13 protein-coding genes are annotated in these 15,251 nt (G+C 35.7%); 7 read left to right on the top strand and 6 right to left on the bottom strand.

Annotated elements, in window-relative coordinates; genetic code table 11:
- Window positions 1-56 precede the first annotated feature (56 nt).
- A complete protein-coding gene (bfr, locus tag CXF76_RS17630) occupies window positions 57-527 on the top strand; it encodes a bacterioferritin (protein WP_002958985.1) in 471 nt (156 codons plus the stop codon).
- Between the two features lie 12 nt (window positions 528-539).
- Window positions 540-1,004: a bacterioferritin gene (gene bfr / locus CXF76_RS17625; RefSeq protein ID WP_101164256.1), complete on the top strand. Its 465-nt coding sequence runs from the start codon at window positions 540-542 to the stop codon at window positions 1,002-1,004.
- 65 nt (window positions 1,005-1,069) lie between these two features.
- On the opposite strand, the gene CXF76_RS17620 is transcribed toward bfr (CXF76_RS17625), so the two are convergent.
- On the bottom strand, window positions 1,070-1,264 hold the full coding sequence (locus tag CXF76_RS17620) for a (2Fe-2S)-binding protein (protein WP_002960627.1): 195 nt from the start codon (window positions 1,262-1,264) through the stop codon (window positions 1,070-1,072).
- Window positions 1,265-1,717: 453 nt separating this feature from the next.
- The gene (locus tag CXF76_RS17615; protein WP_101164255.1) at window positions 1,718-2,299 is read right to left on the bottom strand and encodes a helix-turn-helix transcriptional regulator; all 582 of its coding nucleotides are present in this window, start codon (window positions 2,297-2,299) and stop codon (window positions 1,718-1,720) included.
- A 603-nt stretch (window positions 2,300-2,902) separates the two neighbouring features.
- Between CXF76_RS17615 and CXF76_RS17610 the strand changes: the two genes are divergently transcribed.
- Window positions 2,903-3,460, top strand: coding sequence for a TMEM165/GDT1 family protein (locus tag CXF76_RS17610; protein ID WP_101164254.1), 558 nt, complete (start codon window positions 2,903-2,905; stop codon window positions 3,458-3,460).
- Window positions 3,461-3,531: 71 nt separating this feature from the next.
- Here the strand turns inward: CXF76_RS17610 and CXF76_RS17605 are convergent, their stop codons facing one another.
- From CXF76_RS17605 to CXF76_RS17595, 3 genes are all read right to left on the bottom strand, one after another.
- Entirely contained in the window at window positions 3,532-4,056 is a 525-nt protein-coding gene (locus CXF76_RS17605) for a DUF6436 domain-containing protein (RefSeq protein ID WP_101164253.1), read from the bottom strand.
- Entirely contained in the window at window positions 4,040-5,506 is a 1,467-nt protein-coding gene (locus tag CXF76_RS17600; protein WP_101164252.1) for a methyl-accepting chemotaxis protein, read from the bottom strand. The genes CXF76_RS17605 and CXF76_RS17600 overlap by 17 nt, the downstream gene beginning before the upstream one ends.
- A 148-nt stretch (window positions 5,507-5,654) precedes the next feature.
- On the bottom strand, window positions 5,655-6,206 hold the full coding sequence (locus tag CXF76_RS17595; protein ID WP_024591868.1) for an isochorismatase family protein: 552 nt from the start codon (window positions 6,204-6,206) through the stop codon (window positions 5,655-5,657).
- 166 nt (window positions 6,207-6,372) lie between these two features.
- Here CXF76_RS17595 and CXF76_RS17590 point away from each other — a divergent pair, with 166 nt between their 5' ends.
- Window positions 6,373-10,872, top strand: a complete 4,500-nt coding sequence (locus tag CXF76_RS17590) for an EAL domain-containing protein (protein ID WP_101164251.1) — start codon at window positions 6,373-6,375, stop codon at window positions 10,870-10,872.
- A 79-nt stretch (window positions 10,873-10,951) separates the two neighbouring features.
- Here CXF76_RS17590 and CXF76_RS17585 read toward each other — a convergent pair whose 3' ends face one another.
- Window positions 10,952-11,845, bottom strand: a complete 894-nt coding sequence (locus CXF76_RS17585; protein WP_024591870.1) for a cation diffusion facilitator family transporter — start codon at window positions 11,843-11,845, stop codon at window positions 10,952-10,954.
- Between the two features lie 383 nt (window positions 11,846-12,228).
- Between CXF76_RS17585 and CXF76_RS17580 the strand changes: the two genes are divergently transcribed.
- From CXF76_RS17580 to CXF76_RS17570, 3 genes are all read left to right on the top strand, one after another.
- On the top strand, window positions 12,229-13,668 hold the full coding sequence (locus CXF76_RS17580; RefSeq protein ID WP_101164250.1) for a diguanylate cyclase domain-containing protein: 1,440 nt from the start codon (window positions 12,229-12,231) through the stop codon (window positions 13,666-13,668).
- Between the two features lie 129 nt (window positions 13,669-13,797).
- On the top strand, window positions 13,798-14,751 hold the full coding sequence (locus CXF76_RS17575) for a slipin family protein (RefSeq protein WP_007581832.1): 954 nt from the start codon (window positions 13,798-13,800) through the stop codon (window positions 14,749-14,751).
- A 21-nt stretch (window positions 14,752-14,772) separates the two neighbouring features.
- Window positions 14,773-15,228: an NfeD family protein gene (locus CXF76_RS17570; protein WP_024605673.1), complete on the top strand. Its 456-nt coding sequence runs from the start codon at window positions 14,773-14,775 to the stop codon at window positions 15,226-15,228.
- Window positions 15,229-15,251 lie beyond the last annotated feature (23 nt).

The raw sequence follows: 15,251 nt of genomic DNA, 5'->3' as shown, positions 1-15,251 counted from the left end.
AATATAGGCTATTTGTACTACACTGCATACAATTGAAATAGTTAAGGCGATTTATCATGAAAGGTAATCAAAAAGTAATCGATGCGTTTAATACATTGTTAGCTAACGAATTAGCAGCAATCGATCAGTATTTTATACACTCGCGCATGTATGACGACTGGGGTTTAAACAAACTATACGAGCGCCTTAACCACGAAATGGAAGAAGAAAAAGATCACGCAGACTGGCTTATTAAGCGCATCTTGTTTTTAGAAGGTGTACCAAATATGACTAAACGCCGTGATTTACTTATCGGTAACGACGTAAAAAGCATGATGCAAAACGATTTAACACTAGAGCTTGAAGTAGTTGCGTGTGTTAAAGACGTTATCGCAATATGTGAAGAACAACAAGATTATCAGTCTCGTAGCATTTTAGAAAAACTGTTATTTGATACCGAAGAAGACCATGTTTACTGGTTAGAGCAACAACTTGGCTTAATTGATAAGATTGGTTCTGAAAATTATCATCAAGCACAAATGGCTTAGTAGGAGCATATTATGAAAGGCGATAAAGACGTTATTGCAGCGCTTAATAAAGTGCTCGCTAATGAGCTTGTTGGTATTAACCAATACTTTTTACATGCACGCATGTTTAAAGATTTTGGCTTCACTCAACTAGACAAAGCAGATTACAAAGTATCTATTCAAAAAATGAAAAACGCCGATCGTTTAATCGAACGTATTTTGTTTTTAGAAGGTTTACCAAATCTTCAAGACCTAGGCCGATTACGTATTGGTGAAAACAGCGAAGAAATGATTGCAGCTAACATGAGTTTTGAACTTGATACTATTGGTGAGTTACAAAACGCAGTTAAACTGGCTGAAAGCAAAAAAGATTATATTACCCGTGAAGCCCTTGACCACATTTTAAATGAGCAAGAAGAGCAAATTGATTGGTTAGAAACCCAACAATTACTTATTAAAAATACGGGCATTAAAAACTACTTGCAGTCTCAACTGTAAATAGTAACAAGCATAAAAAAAGCAGCTAAAAAGCTGCTTTTTTTATATCTAAATTTTATATGTAATTAAGCAACTTGATCCGTCACATCCGCAATCTGAATAAGTCTGCGATTAAGGATCTTTTTAGTACAACCACAACACTTACCGCATTGGCTGCCTACTTTAAGCTCTTTAGTTAATTCACGCATGGTTGTTGCACCATCGTCAATTGTTTGCTCAATTTTTTTATCAGTCACACCGTGACATAGACAAATATACATGAATACAAACCACTCTCAATTTCATTTAGTAGGTGCATACTAATCTAAACGAAAATGGTTATCAATTGTTATTTGAAAAAATGTGTATTATTTGGATTTTTTTTGGCCAGCGCCACTTAAATCGAGATTTTTCAGCCGCTGAAAAAGCCTAAATTGAAATAAAGTGTAGTACATAAATCGAGCTTTGTTAATTAAAGCCCACCTTAAATGTAAGTAAAATTCGGTTTAGCTAAATATTTGAATGGTTGCAAATTAATTACATTAAGGCTTTAAAAACCTTAATGTATAAATACGGAATTTATAGGTAGGTGATTTCCGGTTTGTGCCAGTGTAGGTCGGATAAGCGAAGCCCATCCGACACAGTAAAATACCTTGTCAATTATTATCAACATCTTATGTTGTCGAATGGCCAGAGATGGATGGTCGCAACCTTAGACACTTATTAGCTGTATATTAGTCAGTGTTAGTAAATTTTGCATAATTAGTAGTGATTTTCGTTCCTTTTTCAGTTTTTGTTATTATTGCTTTTTCAATAAAAACAACTGAGTTACCCAAATAGATCTTTACACTACCACTGGCTATTTCCGGTGTAGCTGTTTCCCACTTTGAATCAACTAACACTTCATAAGTAAGAGTTTTTGGCAAGAAAATCTCTACATTGTTACTGTAAACTCGATAATCATTATTTTTAGATGTTGTAACTTTATCTGAGTGTATCTTAATATCTGATGCCATTGTAGATGGCACTAGAAATAAAACACTACTGAAAATGGCTGCAATCATTGAAGATAACACTGCTATTTTGGATTTAGAGTGATTTTTCTTTAATGGGATTTCAGGCTGGAATAACTTAGTAACATCTAGCTCAAAACAGGAAGCTAATGCTTTAACAGTTTCCAATGAACCTGAACCATTATTTTCTACTCTTTGAATAGTTCTTAAACTTACAGCACTAACATCAGCTAAATGTTGCTGACTCCAAGCTCTGACTTTACGTTCTTCTATAATTTTTTTAGCGTTTAGTTTCATTTCCATTTGTATTTCTCACATGAATATATTGAAGCTATATCCTGTTCAAAAACTCCTTTTTTGTATACGACACATTTGCGTCACCTTAACGACAGGTCAATGCCATACTGCTAACAGCTTTATCAAAGGACACTTTCCCTATCTTAGAGCGAAAACGTCCTTATTTCATGAGCTTCTATTATTATCAAATAGTGTAAATTATTACCAGCTATAAATATTATGCTTACTGTAGTTTATTTACACATATGAAAAAGGAGATAGTTTCCTTTTATTCTTACTAAGTTAATGACAACTCACCTGAGTGACGGCTTATCGCTCTTTCCTGACTATCAACTAATTGCCAAAAGCTAACTTTATTACTCCCGAATAAATTAACTATATTCGATTCTTAATATTTACCACGCAAAAGTTTTGTGGAATAATGCCCGCCTCTTAGGGGAGTAGCCCGCTCAGTAATGAGTAAACTTATCAACATAATTGCACCTCAAGTGCATGGTAAGTTTGTAATGTTGTAGCAAGCGTTATCGGCGAGACCTAGGTAGACACTATCCTCATGGCGGGAGATAGTTGTTTGCCTTGGTTTAGTATTCCCGCCTGTAAGAATCAATAATGGAAGTTTTTTTAACCTCAACCGTCACTGTCACACTTGCCGAAATAGGCGATAAAACCCAACTTTTATCGCTCCTGTTAGCTGCCCGTTTTCGTAATAAAGGCGCGCTTATTCTTGGTATTTTAGCCGCAACCTTACTCAATCATGGCCTATCAGCGTGGTTTGGGCAGTGGTTAAGTAATAGTTTTTCTTCTGAATATTTACCTTGGCTTGTAAACATCAGCTTTATTGTTGTTGGCCTTTGGCTATTAGTTCCAGACAAAGACGAAGCTGTAAGTAGTAAATACGATAGCTACGGGGCTTTTTTGGTCGCTTTTGTATTATTTTTTATTGCAGAAATTGGTGATAAAACACAAATAGCGACGGTGTTGTTAGGCGCACAATATCAGTCTGTGTTTTGGGTAACGGTAGGAACAACGTTAGGTATGCTAATTGCTAACGTGCCTGTTATATACGCTGGTAATGCATTACTAAAAAGAATATCGCTAAACACCGTACGTGCTATTGCTGCTTTTGTGTTTGTGTCATTAGGTATTTATGGCTTAGTTACAATTTAATCAATATTAAAGCTCGCAACTGTTGATTTAAGTGCGAGCTTTAGTTTATCGATACGTTATTTATGCATTATTTATGCATTATTTACACAGTAACATCCCTTGGTTTGTGTAATTAAGAGATTTGAGTTAAAACCAGCAGCTAAATTAGTGACCGCAGTTTCAACAAAACCACTTCCTTGGGCACAAGCTAATCCTTCGGAGAGCGGCCCTGCATAAACAAATTCACCCGCTTTGTTAATAATAACAGCAGCAGGAGTAGCTGGAATAACGTGTTTAAGAATTGGTGTTAATTCAACTTGCACAATCTTCATGCCTTTATTTGTAGCAAAAGAAGTTAACGATGAAATATGTGGTTTAGCTTGTATAGTACACCCACAGTTTTTTTCTGTTATAAGCACTAAAGACGGCTCACCAGTATCAACCCAATCTAATTGCTTTTTAAAATTACTAAACCAATGTTTTTGCAATAAAATTTTTGAGCTATCAAACGGTTTAAGCTGCTCTAATTGAAAATAAACTAACCCTGCAACAACACAAATAAGCCATGTAGCTATAAGCGAAAATATGAAAGTGTTAGATTTATTTAAACTTGGCAATACTTTGCTCTAACACATCAATACTTACGTCTATTAACTGCACCTTAGCGGTTAACTGCTGCACTATTTGCGTATCTTGGTACTGATTTTGGCGCATAGTATCAGTACTGCTTGCTATTAATTCAGTATTACCTGCCTGCTCAGCTACAACTTGTGCAACTGAGTCAGAGCTTGAAGATACTGCGGCTATTTGCTCGCTCATTGCTGAAATATTCTCTTTCATTGCAGCACTAATACTTGTTAAATCGACTACAAAATTCACACACTGACTCATTGATTGTGTTGACGTTTTACTATTATTAACAAGATCTTTTAATGTTAGACTAATTTTATCTGTTGTTGCTTTACTATGGTTAGCTAAAGATCTTACCTCATCAGCAACGACAGCAAAACCTCGACCATGTTCGCCTGCACGGGCAGCTTCAATAGCGGCATTTAAAGCAAGTAAGTTTGTTTGCTCAGCAATACCTGATATCTCATTAAGAAGACCTGAAATAACATCGCCCGCTGCCACTAAGTGGTTTATTTTTTCTTCAGTATGGTTAAGTAGTGTTAACAGCTCTCTACTTTTAGCATCTGTTTGAAGTACTTCTTTTAATGCGTCGCTCGCAGCTTGTGTAATATGGTCTACTTGACGCTTAAGCACCTCACTTTCTTCTTCTACAAGTTTAAAACCATTAGCAACTTGAGCGCCAGAATTAGCAATATCATCAGTTTGTTGTGTACGCTGTACTGCGCCACCCGCCAACTGATCATGAACATGAATAAGCTCTTGTGAGTTTTTTTGCAGTGATTCTGATTGAGTTTGTACCTGTTTAATAACATCAGATAAGTAATCTAGTAACGTGTTAAACCCTGCTACAGCCTCACTTTTAGTGTCATCAGCGCGTAGAGAGAGTTTAATGTTTTCGGGGTCTTTCATTATTTGCTCTGTCGCATAACTTAAAGATAGGCCCGCACGACGTTCGCGTTGCAACGTTATAGCGATGTAGCCTGCAACTAACACTTCAACTATTGCATATCCGGCATGAATAAGCACCGTAGTAAAAGCAAGCCTATCAGGGTCAAATACGTAAAACCCTGTATTTTGAGTTTGTAAATAATAAAAAGATAAATGATGAACAGCTACAAATACAATTGTAGTAATAAACACTCGCCACTGTACAAAAACAATTAACATGGGCATTAAAATAAATATTTCAAAATGGACTTCAATCAACCCAAAAGTTTGTTGAATGTGCAAAAAAGAAAACATCATTATGGCGGCAGCTACCACATGCGGGGTAACAGGACTGTCCCCTTGTGTGTTTAAAAGCCATATAGGTAATAAACACAATGGCAAACCTATCATAAAGGCCTGCGCTAATGTGTCGAAATACAAGCCAATAGCGATAGATTCGACAAACAAAAGACTAAAAATAATTGTAAATAACCGGCCAATACTAGACATAAGAACCTTAAAATTGTTGTTTGCATTGTTGTTTTATAAAGCAGTTTGCAATATACGTATCAAAACGACTTTCAGTTTACTGAACACAATAATAAACTACCGATACATCAAAAAATAATACATTTAATTTACATTATATACATGCGGTCTACTTAATTATAGGCAGTATTTTTTTAAACGTAGGCGTTGCTGCTTTTTTTGTCCATTGAAAAATAACTATTTCAGCGCATGAAATTACCGAACCAGCTTGGCGTAGCTGTTCAATCGCCAAATTTTTATGTTGCGGATTTCTCGAGCCAACTCCGTCGTGTACGATAATAACTTCAAAACCATTTTCTATTAAATCTAAGCATGTTTGTAAAACACACACATGTGCTTCAGTGCCAACAACAACAACTTGCTTTTTACCATAGCTTTTTAACTTATCAACAAAGCCAGGCTCTGCACACGCACTAAAGTACGTTTTATGAAAATACGTAGCATTAGGTAACGTATTTTTAATTTGCTGATTAGTCTCGCCCAACCCTTTGACATATTGCTCGGTTATTAAGGCCGGGACGCCGTGAATAATACCGGCCTGCACTAACTGCAATGTACTTTTTAAAATATTCGGAAAGTCTTTAATTGCAGGAGCAAGCAACGCTTGTAAGTCTATTATTAATAACACGCTGTTTTTTGCATCAATATTAGATAAAACCACTATACTCTCCTTATGAACATTAACTGTTATCTATATAGATTAGCTCACTATTTGAAAATAGAGCTTTTAACTTTACGTATATTATTTGTAATTAAAAAATAAAAACTTATGCTATATTTACTATCTAGCTAAATATCATCCTATCTTCCACTGAGAGTGTTTATAAGTGCGTTTGAGCAAACTTTTTTTTCATATCACCATTGTTTTTTTACTATGCATCCAAAGCACTTTTGCATCACAAAACTATGCTCAACAATTACAACGAATTTCTACTGACGAAGGTCTCTCGCATGGTTATGTTGTCAACATTCAAGAGGATGATATCGGCTTTATATGGGTAGCGACTCAGCAAGGTTTAAACCGTTTTGATGGGTATCAAGTTACCACGTTTGACGGCGGTTTTGGTTTAGATAAACATTACATATATGCATTATTAAAAACAAATGATGGTAAGTTGATAGTTTCCACCGATATTGCAGGTGCATACATTATTGATCCAATAACGCTAAAAACAGAAAAAATTTACTCTGGACAAATAGATAAAGAAAAGCAGCTTTACTCTCCTATTTCAGCAATAGCTGAACAGCATGGTCTTTATTATTTAGCCATAGATGAACAAGTATTCAGATACGATAAAGCAAGTAAGCTTTTTGTATCAATATTAAGCCTACCTAGCAAAGATGATTATATCCGAGCATTAAAAATCGACAAAAATACACTCTATGTGGGCGCTAATAGTGGTTTATTTACTGCAAACTTAGCGACTAACCAATTAGTTGAATTGCCATTTCATTCCCCTGAGAAAACAACCGCAGACAATAAAAATGTAAAGTTTTTAAACGTGGATGACGAGTTAGGTTTACTCGTCGGTACTGTTGAAGGTATGTACCAAATTGCCTTTAATGATAATAAAGAAATAGACAGTTCAAATATAACAACCATAATCCCAGACTATAATATATGGGAATACATCAATAGTATTTACGGCGAATTTGTTGCGACAGAAAAAGGTTTATATAGCTACCATCGAGAAACTGGAGAGTTTGAATTCATATTAAGCTTTGATAAAAGTAAGTTTGATGTAAGTGAAAACTCTATTAATGATATTATGATCGATAAGTCTGGTACACTTTGGCTTACCTCAAGAACCCAAGGCGTATTTACTTGGCCAATTAAATCACGCCGATTTAAACATATACTTTTACCTGGTAACAATACCATCCACAAAATTTATCAAGACAAAGATAATATCATATGGCTTGCTACCGATGATGGCATTGCCCGTTATGATCCACTCACTAAACAAACCGATATTTTTCTCAATACCACCGATCCCAAAGCTGCATTTGGTAATGCTGCTATTTACGATATATTTCCATCATCAATAGGAGACGATTACCTATGGTTATCAACTTTTAATGGTTTTCAATTTTTTGACAAGAGAAGCGGCGAAATTATTGAAAACACAGGTGCTAATGAAGGTTTATTAATACGATATGATATATTTGGTTTCGCTCAAATAAAATCGAATGAATATGCATTTTTAACTGATAAAAACTATTATGTACTCGATGAAAAAACGGGCAAATCTAGAGTTATAAAAGGTCTTAAAGAACTGTTAGACCCCATTAATGCCTACTCGTTTCATACCCCATTAGAAAGCCACCCGAATGAATTTGTTATTGGTACAAATAAAAACCTATATAGGTACAACGAGAAAACACAAAAATTAACACGTATCTTTCAAACTCTAAACCCTAAGAATGGCCTTTTTACAACGATAGAAAACTATTATTTAGATTCAAAAAGAAATATTCTCTGGTTAGCCAGTACCTATGAAGGTTTATTTGGTGTAGACCCAATAACCTACGAAATTAAGCATCACATTGGCTCAAAAAATGCTGTTAATACTGACGAAATATATTCCCTCTTACCTGACGAATATGGTTTTTTATGGATTAGCACTAAAAATGGGTTATATCAGCTAAACCTCGATACGCTTAGTTTGGCAAGTTACTCAACAAAAGACGGCTTAGTTACGAACCAATTTTCAGCTATTGCCGCAATACCACTAAATGATGGTCGGCTTATGTTTGGGACTAACAACACAGGCGCTATTGTATTTGACCCATCGGACTTTTTAAAACAAGAACAGCTTAGCCATCAAAAATTAGCCATTACAGATATTAACCTTTTTACGAGAGAGCTGAATTATATACCTAATAAATATCTCAACATGCCTCTTGAGTTAGATTATGAGGATATGGGCTTAACCGTTAATTTTTCCACCTTTGCATACCCGAATGTCGAAAAAACGTATTATAAAGTAGTTCTTGATGGACCCACTTCGCTTTCCTACGAAGACTTAAGATCTAATCATGTCTTTTTCACTAAACTCCAACCCGGTAATTACTCGCTAACAATATCGGCACATACTAAAGAAGGGCTTAGAACCAGTGATCTGATAAGCATTCGAATAAATGTAGCCTACGCACCATGGAAGTCGCCCTTTGCTATTGCCGCCTATGTAATTTTAATAATTGCCGTGTTGTTTTTCATTTTTTGGCAATACCGCAGCCGCCAAGTTGCAATAGAACAAGCGCATAGAGCCACTATTCATTCGCAAAAGCAAACAGAACTCGCGCTTAAAAATAACAAAAGCGGCGTGTGGGATTATAATTTTAAAGATGCTTCCGTAAGTACGCTCAGAGGAAGTGAATTAGGCTATACAGGCTTACCTGTACGCGTACACATAGAACAATTTTTAGCGCTAATACACCCAGATGATCGACGTCGTTTTGAAAACCAATGGGAAAACTACTTCAAGTACAAAAAACAGCAAAACTGGCAAGCAACTTATCGTTTACAGCATAAAGAAGGGCATTGGTTATGGTATCAAGATACAGGACAAGTTATATACGATCCTCAAACAAATGAGCCGCTATATGTTTCTGGCATATATACCAATATCACTGAGCAACGGGCTAATGAGCAACAAGCAAAAATTTTAGGTGAAGCGTTTAGCCAAATAAACGACTGGTTACTTATACTCGATAAACATTTAATGCCATTTTCTGCGAACAACAGTTTTATTGAAACGTTTTCAAATGAACAAGCAGCCACTAAAATTAGTCCAAAATTATTTATTAGGGCCATTGGTAAAGATAAATGTAGAGAGTTTGCAAATATTCTAAAAAAATTAAAAGCTACAGAAAACTGGCAAAGTGATGCTTATATAAAAACAGCAAAAAGTAACGAACATCCAATACATATAAGCGCCACAGCCGTAACAAAAGATACTGCAAGCTACTACGTAGTTGTTATTACAGATTTAACTGAGCAAAAACGTGCTGAAAACGAATTGCGCTATTTGGCTAATTTTGACCCTCTAACACATCTCCCAAATCGTAGTTTAATGTATCAAAACATTGAAAAAGCGATTAAACATGCCAATGAGAGTAATACACAATGCGCATTATTATTTATTGATTTAGATAAGTTCAAACCTGTTAATGACTCTTTTGGCCACGCAGTTGGCGATAAGCTGCTTTGTAATATTACCCAAAGAGTAAACGGTATGCTTGGCGCAAACGCAAAACTTGGTCGCCAAAGTGGTGATGAATTTTTAGTGCTGATTCAAAATATAAAATCGCTTCAGTCTCTTCGCGATACAGTAAGAAAAATTAGTAATGAGTTAGCTAATAAAGTAATTATTGAAGACTTCTCTATTAATATTTCAGCCAGTATTGGCGTAGCTCTATACCCATTCGATGCTGTAACCACCGATATACTTATCCGTAATGCCGATGTTGCGATGATGCACGCTAAACAAGGCGGGAGAAACGACTTTAAGTTTTTTAGCGATGAAATGAATGAGCTGATAAAACAAAAATTACTGCTCGAAAATGATTTAAAAGATGCAGTGAAAGACAACCGATTTTTTAATCACTATCAACCCATTATCGACATAGAAGAAAAAACAATAAATGGCGTGGAGTTACTCATGCGCTGGAAAAATGAAGGCCAGTTAGTATCCCCAGCACTTTTTATTCCGGTAGCAGAAGAAACCGGTTTAATAGAGCTCCTTACTGAGCAAGCATTGCAACGAGCTCTTATTGAAATTGCACCTATACTAAGCGCAAACCCATTGTTTTATATATCTTTAAACTTATCTCCTAAACACATTTTAAAAACAAACATAACCCAGCGGCTAATGTCCATATTAGCGGACTCTCAAGTTCATCCAAGACAATTAAGACTTGAAATAACAGAGAGTATTTTACTAGAAGATAAACTCAAAGCAGCCAAGCAGCTACAAAACTTAAAAGCTGCTGGGTTTAAATTACTACTTGATGATTTTGGTACTGGTTACTCGTCACTCACCTATTTGAGCCAATTTCCTATTAATGTTATTAAAATAGATCAAAGCTTTGTAAACAGTATTGGTATAGATAAAGGTGATGAGTCGATTATTAAAACCATTCTTTCGTTGGCCGAAAACCTAGATCTTTACTGTATTGCAGAAGGAGTAGAAACGCGCGAACAGATGATCTTTTTAGCCGAGGTTGGGTGTACTGTACTGCAGGGTTATTACTTTGCAAGGCCAATGGATGCTAAAGACTTACGTAAAAGCGATTGTTTTAGCAATATCTTTGATTTGATTTGATTTGATTTGATTTGATTTGATTTGAAACATTAAAAGCGTGCTAATCATTATTACACGCTTTTATATTAATTAGATGCTACTAATGGATGTGATGGCATTCGTGGCTTTCTATTTGTAATACACTATTGCGTACATTAAATTTTTCAGCTAACAGTTGTTCTACCTTCATACGACATGCTTCATCGTGTTTTTCAATAGTACAATGCTCTTTAAGTACAACGTGCGCCCCGACTACTACACCCTTATATTTACGCGTTACAGTGACGTTATGGACATTGTGAACATGCTCCATATCTGTAATCTCACTTTCAATATCTGCTACTTTAGGGAGTTTTGCCTTATTTAAGCGTAAACCTTTTATACAACTAATAATAACCTTAATACCGGTAAACAACACGAAAGAGGCGATTAACATGCTCGATAAAATATCGATAACAACCCAGCCCGTAAAATATATAAGAATACCAGCCACAAATGTCGATACGGTAGAAATCAAATCAAAGAATGAATGTAAAAATACCGCGTAAACATTAATACTCGCTTTGCGGCCTTTATATAAAACCCATGCAGCAGCACCATGAAATAAAAAACCAATAGCAGCAATAACCGACATTAAATAACTATTAATAGCCAGCTCATTTCCTTCATGCTGGTGTATATAGCGCTCACCACCTTCATACAAAATAATTAAACTGATTGCTAGGTATAAAAATCCGTTCACCAGACCACCCAAAAGCTCGGCTCTTTGATGACCATCGTTATAGGTTTTAGCAAAATGAATAGCGAGACTTGATGCAATCAGTGCGATGAATAACGAGCTATTGTGAACAAACAAATGCCCCGCATCGGCAAGTACAGCAAGCGAATTAGAATAATAAGCACCTATAACCTGAATTACCATAAACGAACACGTAATTGCTAGCGCAATAAGTAACCGACGACGAGAAGCTTGGTGTGTAGTGATTTCTGTCATGAAATGCTTGAATAACCTATACTTAAAGTGCAAATAAACCAAAGATGGCTTAGAGTAGAAAAGGGTAATGATATACAGTATCAATTATAATACGTACTGCCTTCAAACGCACTAAAAACTTAGTAAATCAAAAAAAATGTGCTAATAATTAGTAGGGCTTGTTGAACTTCGGTGGTTGAATTTGCAGTAGTATTTTTGTTTTTTAGGCAAGGCAGAGTCTATGTAGTGTGGCTATTCCCCATAAATAGGCAATAACGCAGCATAAATACCAAACATGCGCTGCCCTTTGAGCTCGATCTAAGGACGATTAACATGCCCAAGTAAAAACAATAAAAATACAATAGATAACAATTTAATTGTGGCTTAAACACATGGAGAGTTGAGTGAGTAATAACCTATCAGATGAAATATGGCGAAACTTGGAGTTACTGCCGTTTTGTGTATTACTTTATGATGCCAATGAAAATATATTTAAAGTTAACAGCCAAGCACAGGACTTGTTTGGCTTAAGAAACAAATCACATTTTAATAAAATTGATTTTTCACACATCACTTTGACCAATCATCACAGTAAAAAAGAACTATTAGTCGAGGAGCTATTCTTTGATTATTTCACTGCAAATAACCAATGCCAGTTTGTTTTATCAAAACAGGTATCTAAATTGCTACTCAATGTAAAATTTGCAAAATTACCTAACTCAAGCTCCATTATTATAATTGATATATTGAATAATAATGTAGATGAACAATATGATTTTGATAATATTATTTCGAACATATCAACTGACTTAATTGATATTCAAAACGACGACGTTGATAAGCATATCAACTACGCATTAAAAGCTATTGGTACCGTTTGCCACGCAGATAGAAGTTATCTTTTTAAGTTTGCCGAGGATGGTAAAACCATAAATAACACCCACGAATGGGTCAATAATGATATACAAGCATTTAAAGAGGACTTACAAAACCTTCCGAAAAGCGATCTCCCATATTTTTTTAGTTTGATGGCACGTACTCACTTATTTAGAGTTAACGATGTAACGTCGTTACCAATTCAAGCAACGAGCGAAAAAACAATTTTCCAGCAACAAAAAATAAAATCAGTACTTTGCATTGGTCTACGTTATGACAAAGAGCTCGTTGGCTTTATAGGCTGTGATTGCGTTGTTCAAAAGCGAAACTGGACTGATTTAGACCTTATTCGCTTAAGGTTAGTAGGTGAAATGCTTGCTAATGCTTTCAAAAATTTAAATTATAAGCAAGAGCTACAACAAGCTCAACAGCAACTCATTAATGCCAATCATAAACTTAACAAACAAGTTAATACTGATGGCCTTACAAACATTGCTAACCGACGCTGTTTTGATCAAACTTTAAAATGCGAAATTAAGCGCGGCGCACGTAATAAAGAACCCATTAGTTTAATAATGTGTGATATTGATTTTTTTAAGCGTTATAACGATAACTATGGGCATCAGCTAGGTGACGAAGTGTTAAAACAAGTTGCCAAAGCGCTGCATGATCTTTGTAAACGTGAAGGTGATTTAGCCGCTCGTTTCGGTGGTGAAGAATTTGCGATAATTTTACCTGCAGTCGACACAGATCATTGTCAAAGGTTTGCTGTTCTTATTCAGGAAAAAATCGCAGAACTTGCAATTGAACATAACTTTTCAAGTGCCAGTAAATACCTCACTTTGAGTATTGGATTTTATAGCCTTATACCCAATCAAAAAACAACACCTAAAGAAGTTATAACTAACGCCGACATAGCCCTTTATAACGCAAAAGAAACAGGCAGAAATAAAATAGCCAGTTTTTAAAAAACCGACTAAGTCGGCGCGCTACAGTGAGTTTTAGTGGTTAAAAGTTCGCTGTAGTGATAATCTATACACGCTGAAATTATAAACAATACAACCACTCAGCGTTTAATTATTATAAGGAATGTTTAAATGGATCCAGTCACACAAATTCTCGATATGGTTTTTACTGTTGAGGCTTTTTTACTTGTTTTTGTTATCGTGCTTTTAAAAAGTAGCGTTAAATTTGTACCACAAAACCGCGCCTGGTTAATCGAACGTTTTGGTAAATACCAATCAACTAAAGAAGCCGGCCTCAACTTTATTATTCCATTTATTGATAGAATCTCGGCTGATCGTAGCTTAAAAGAACAAGCTCAAGATGTACCATCGCAGTCAGCTATCACTAAAGATAACATCTCACTTATAGTTGATGGCGTACTGTACTTTAGAGTACTAGACCCATACAAAGCAACGTATGGCGTTGACGACTATACGTTTGCAGTTGTACAACTTTCACAAACAACAATGCGTTCAGAATTAGGTAAAATGGAGCTTGATAAAACATTTGAAGAGCGTGATTTACTTAATACCAACATTGTTGCAGCTATAAACCAGGCATCTGAGCCTTGGGGTATTCAAGTACTTCGCTACGAAATTAAAGATATTGTGCCGCCTAACTCTATTATGGAAGCGATGGAAGCACAAATGAAAGCTGAGCGTGTTAAACGAGCTCAAATTTTAGAGTCAGAAGGTGATCGCCAAGCAAATATCAACGTTGCTGAAGGTAAAAAACAAGCACAAGTACTTGCTGCTGAAGCCGACAAAGCCGAGCAAATTTTACGCGCTGAAGGTGAAGCAACAGCTATTACTACGGTTGCAGAAGCACAAGCAAATGCACTTATTAAAATAGGCGAAGCTGCAGATACAGAGCAAGGTCAAAAAGCAATTCAGTTAGATTTAGCAACTAAAGCAATCGCGGCTAAAGAAGCGATTGCTCGTGAATCATCAATTGTATTACTGCCAGACAACGCGACAGATGCAAGCTCAATGGTTGCCCAAGGTATGGCAATCATTAATAGCTTAAATAAAAAGCATTTGGGTTAATAACTAAATAAAGAGGTTTGTATGGATTTTATTACGCAAAATTTACCGCAAACACTTATGGTACTTGGTATTGTTGCTTTAATAATAGAAGTAGCAGTACTTGGCCTTTCTACATTTATTTTGTTGTTTTTTGGATTATCGTTATTCCTTACAGGATTATTAATGAGTTTTGGTATTTTACCTGACTCATTAGCAACAGCCCTTTGGAGTAATGCAGTTGTAACAGCTGGCTTAGCCGTTGCACTTTGGAAACCATTAAAACAAATGCAAAATCGCGTAGATAAGAAGCAAGTGAATAGTGATTTTGCTGAACTTACTTTTGTACTTACTAGCGATGTAACAGAACAAGGTTTAACTACACATCAATATTCAGGTATTAGCTGGAAACTCAAAAGTGAGCAACCAATTAGCGCCGGTACTGAGGTTTTAGTAACCAAAAAAGAAGTGGGTGTTATGTGGGTTAAGCCTAAAAGCTAACCATCACTTTAAAACAAGCACTG

Origin of the sequence: Pseudoalteromonas sp. 78C3, from assembly GCF_002836695.1 — a bacterium.
In the GTDB taxonomy this organism is placed as follows: Bacteria; Pseudomonadota; Gammaproteobacteria; order Enterobacterales; family Alteromonadaceae; genus Pseudoalteromonas; species Pseudoalteromonas arctica.
This window is presented reverse-complemented; position numbering and strand designations above follow the sequence as displayed.

Excerpts from the sequence above, each read along its gene's own strand:
- CXF76_RS17610 (WP_101164254.1), top strand. The coding sequence starts at position 2,903 with ATGGAAGTTTTTTTAACCTCAACCGTCACTGTCACACTTGCCGAAATA.
- CXF76_RS17620 (WP_002960627.1), bottom strand. The coding sequence starts at position 1,264 with ATGTATATTTGTCTATGTCACGGTGTGACTGATAAAAAAATTGAGCAA.
- bfr (WP_002958985.1), top strand. The coding sequence starts at position 57 with ATGAAAGGTAATCAAAAAGTAATCGATGCGTTTAATACATTGTTAGCT.
- CXF76_RS17585 (WP_024591870.1), bottom strand. The coding sequence starts at position 11,845 with ATGACAGAAATCACTACACACCAAGCTTCTCGTCGTCGGTTACTTATT.
- CXF76_RS17575 (WP_007581832.1), top strand. The coding sequence starts at position 13,798 with ATGGATCCAGTCACACAAATTCTCGATATGGTTTTTACTGTTGAGGCT.
- bfr (WP_101164256.1), top strand. The coding sequence starts at position 540 with ATGAAAGGCGATAAAGACGTTATTGCAGCGCTTAATAAAGTGCTCGCT.
- CXF76_RS17570 (WP_024605673.1), top strand. The coding sequence starts at position 14,773 with ATGGATTTTATTACGCAAAATTTACCGCAAACACTTATGGTACTTGGT.
- CXF76_RS17600 (WP_101164252.1), bottom strand. The coding sequence starts at position 5,506 with ATGTCTAGTATTGGCCGGTTATTTACAATTATTTTTAGTCTTTTGTTT.
- CXF76_RS17615 (WP_101164255.1), bottom strand. The coding sequence starts at position 2,299 with ATGGAAATGAAACTAAACGCTAAAAAAATTATAGAAGAACGTAAAGTC.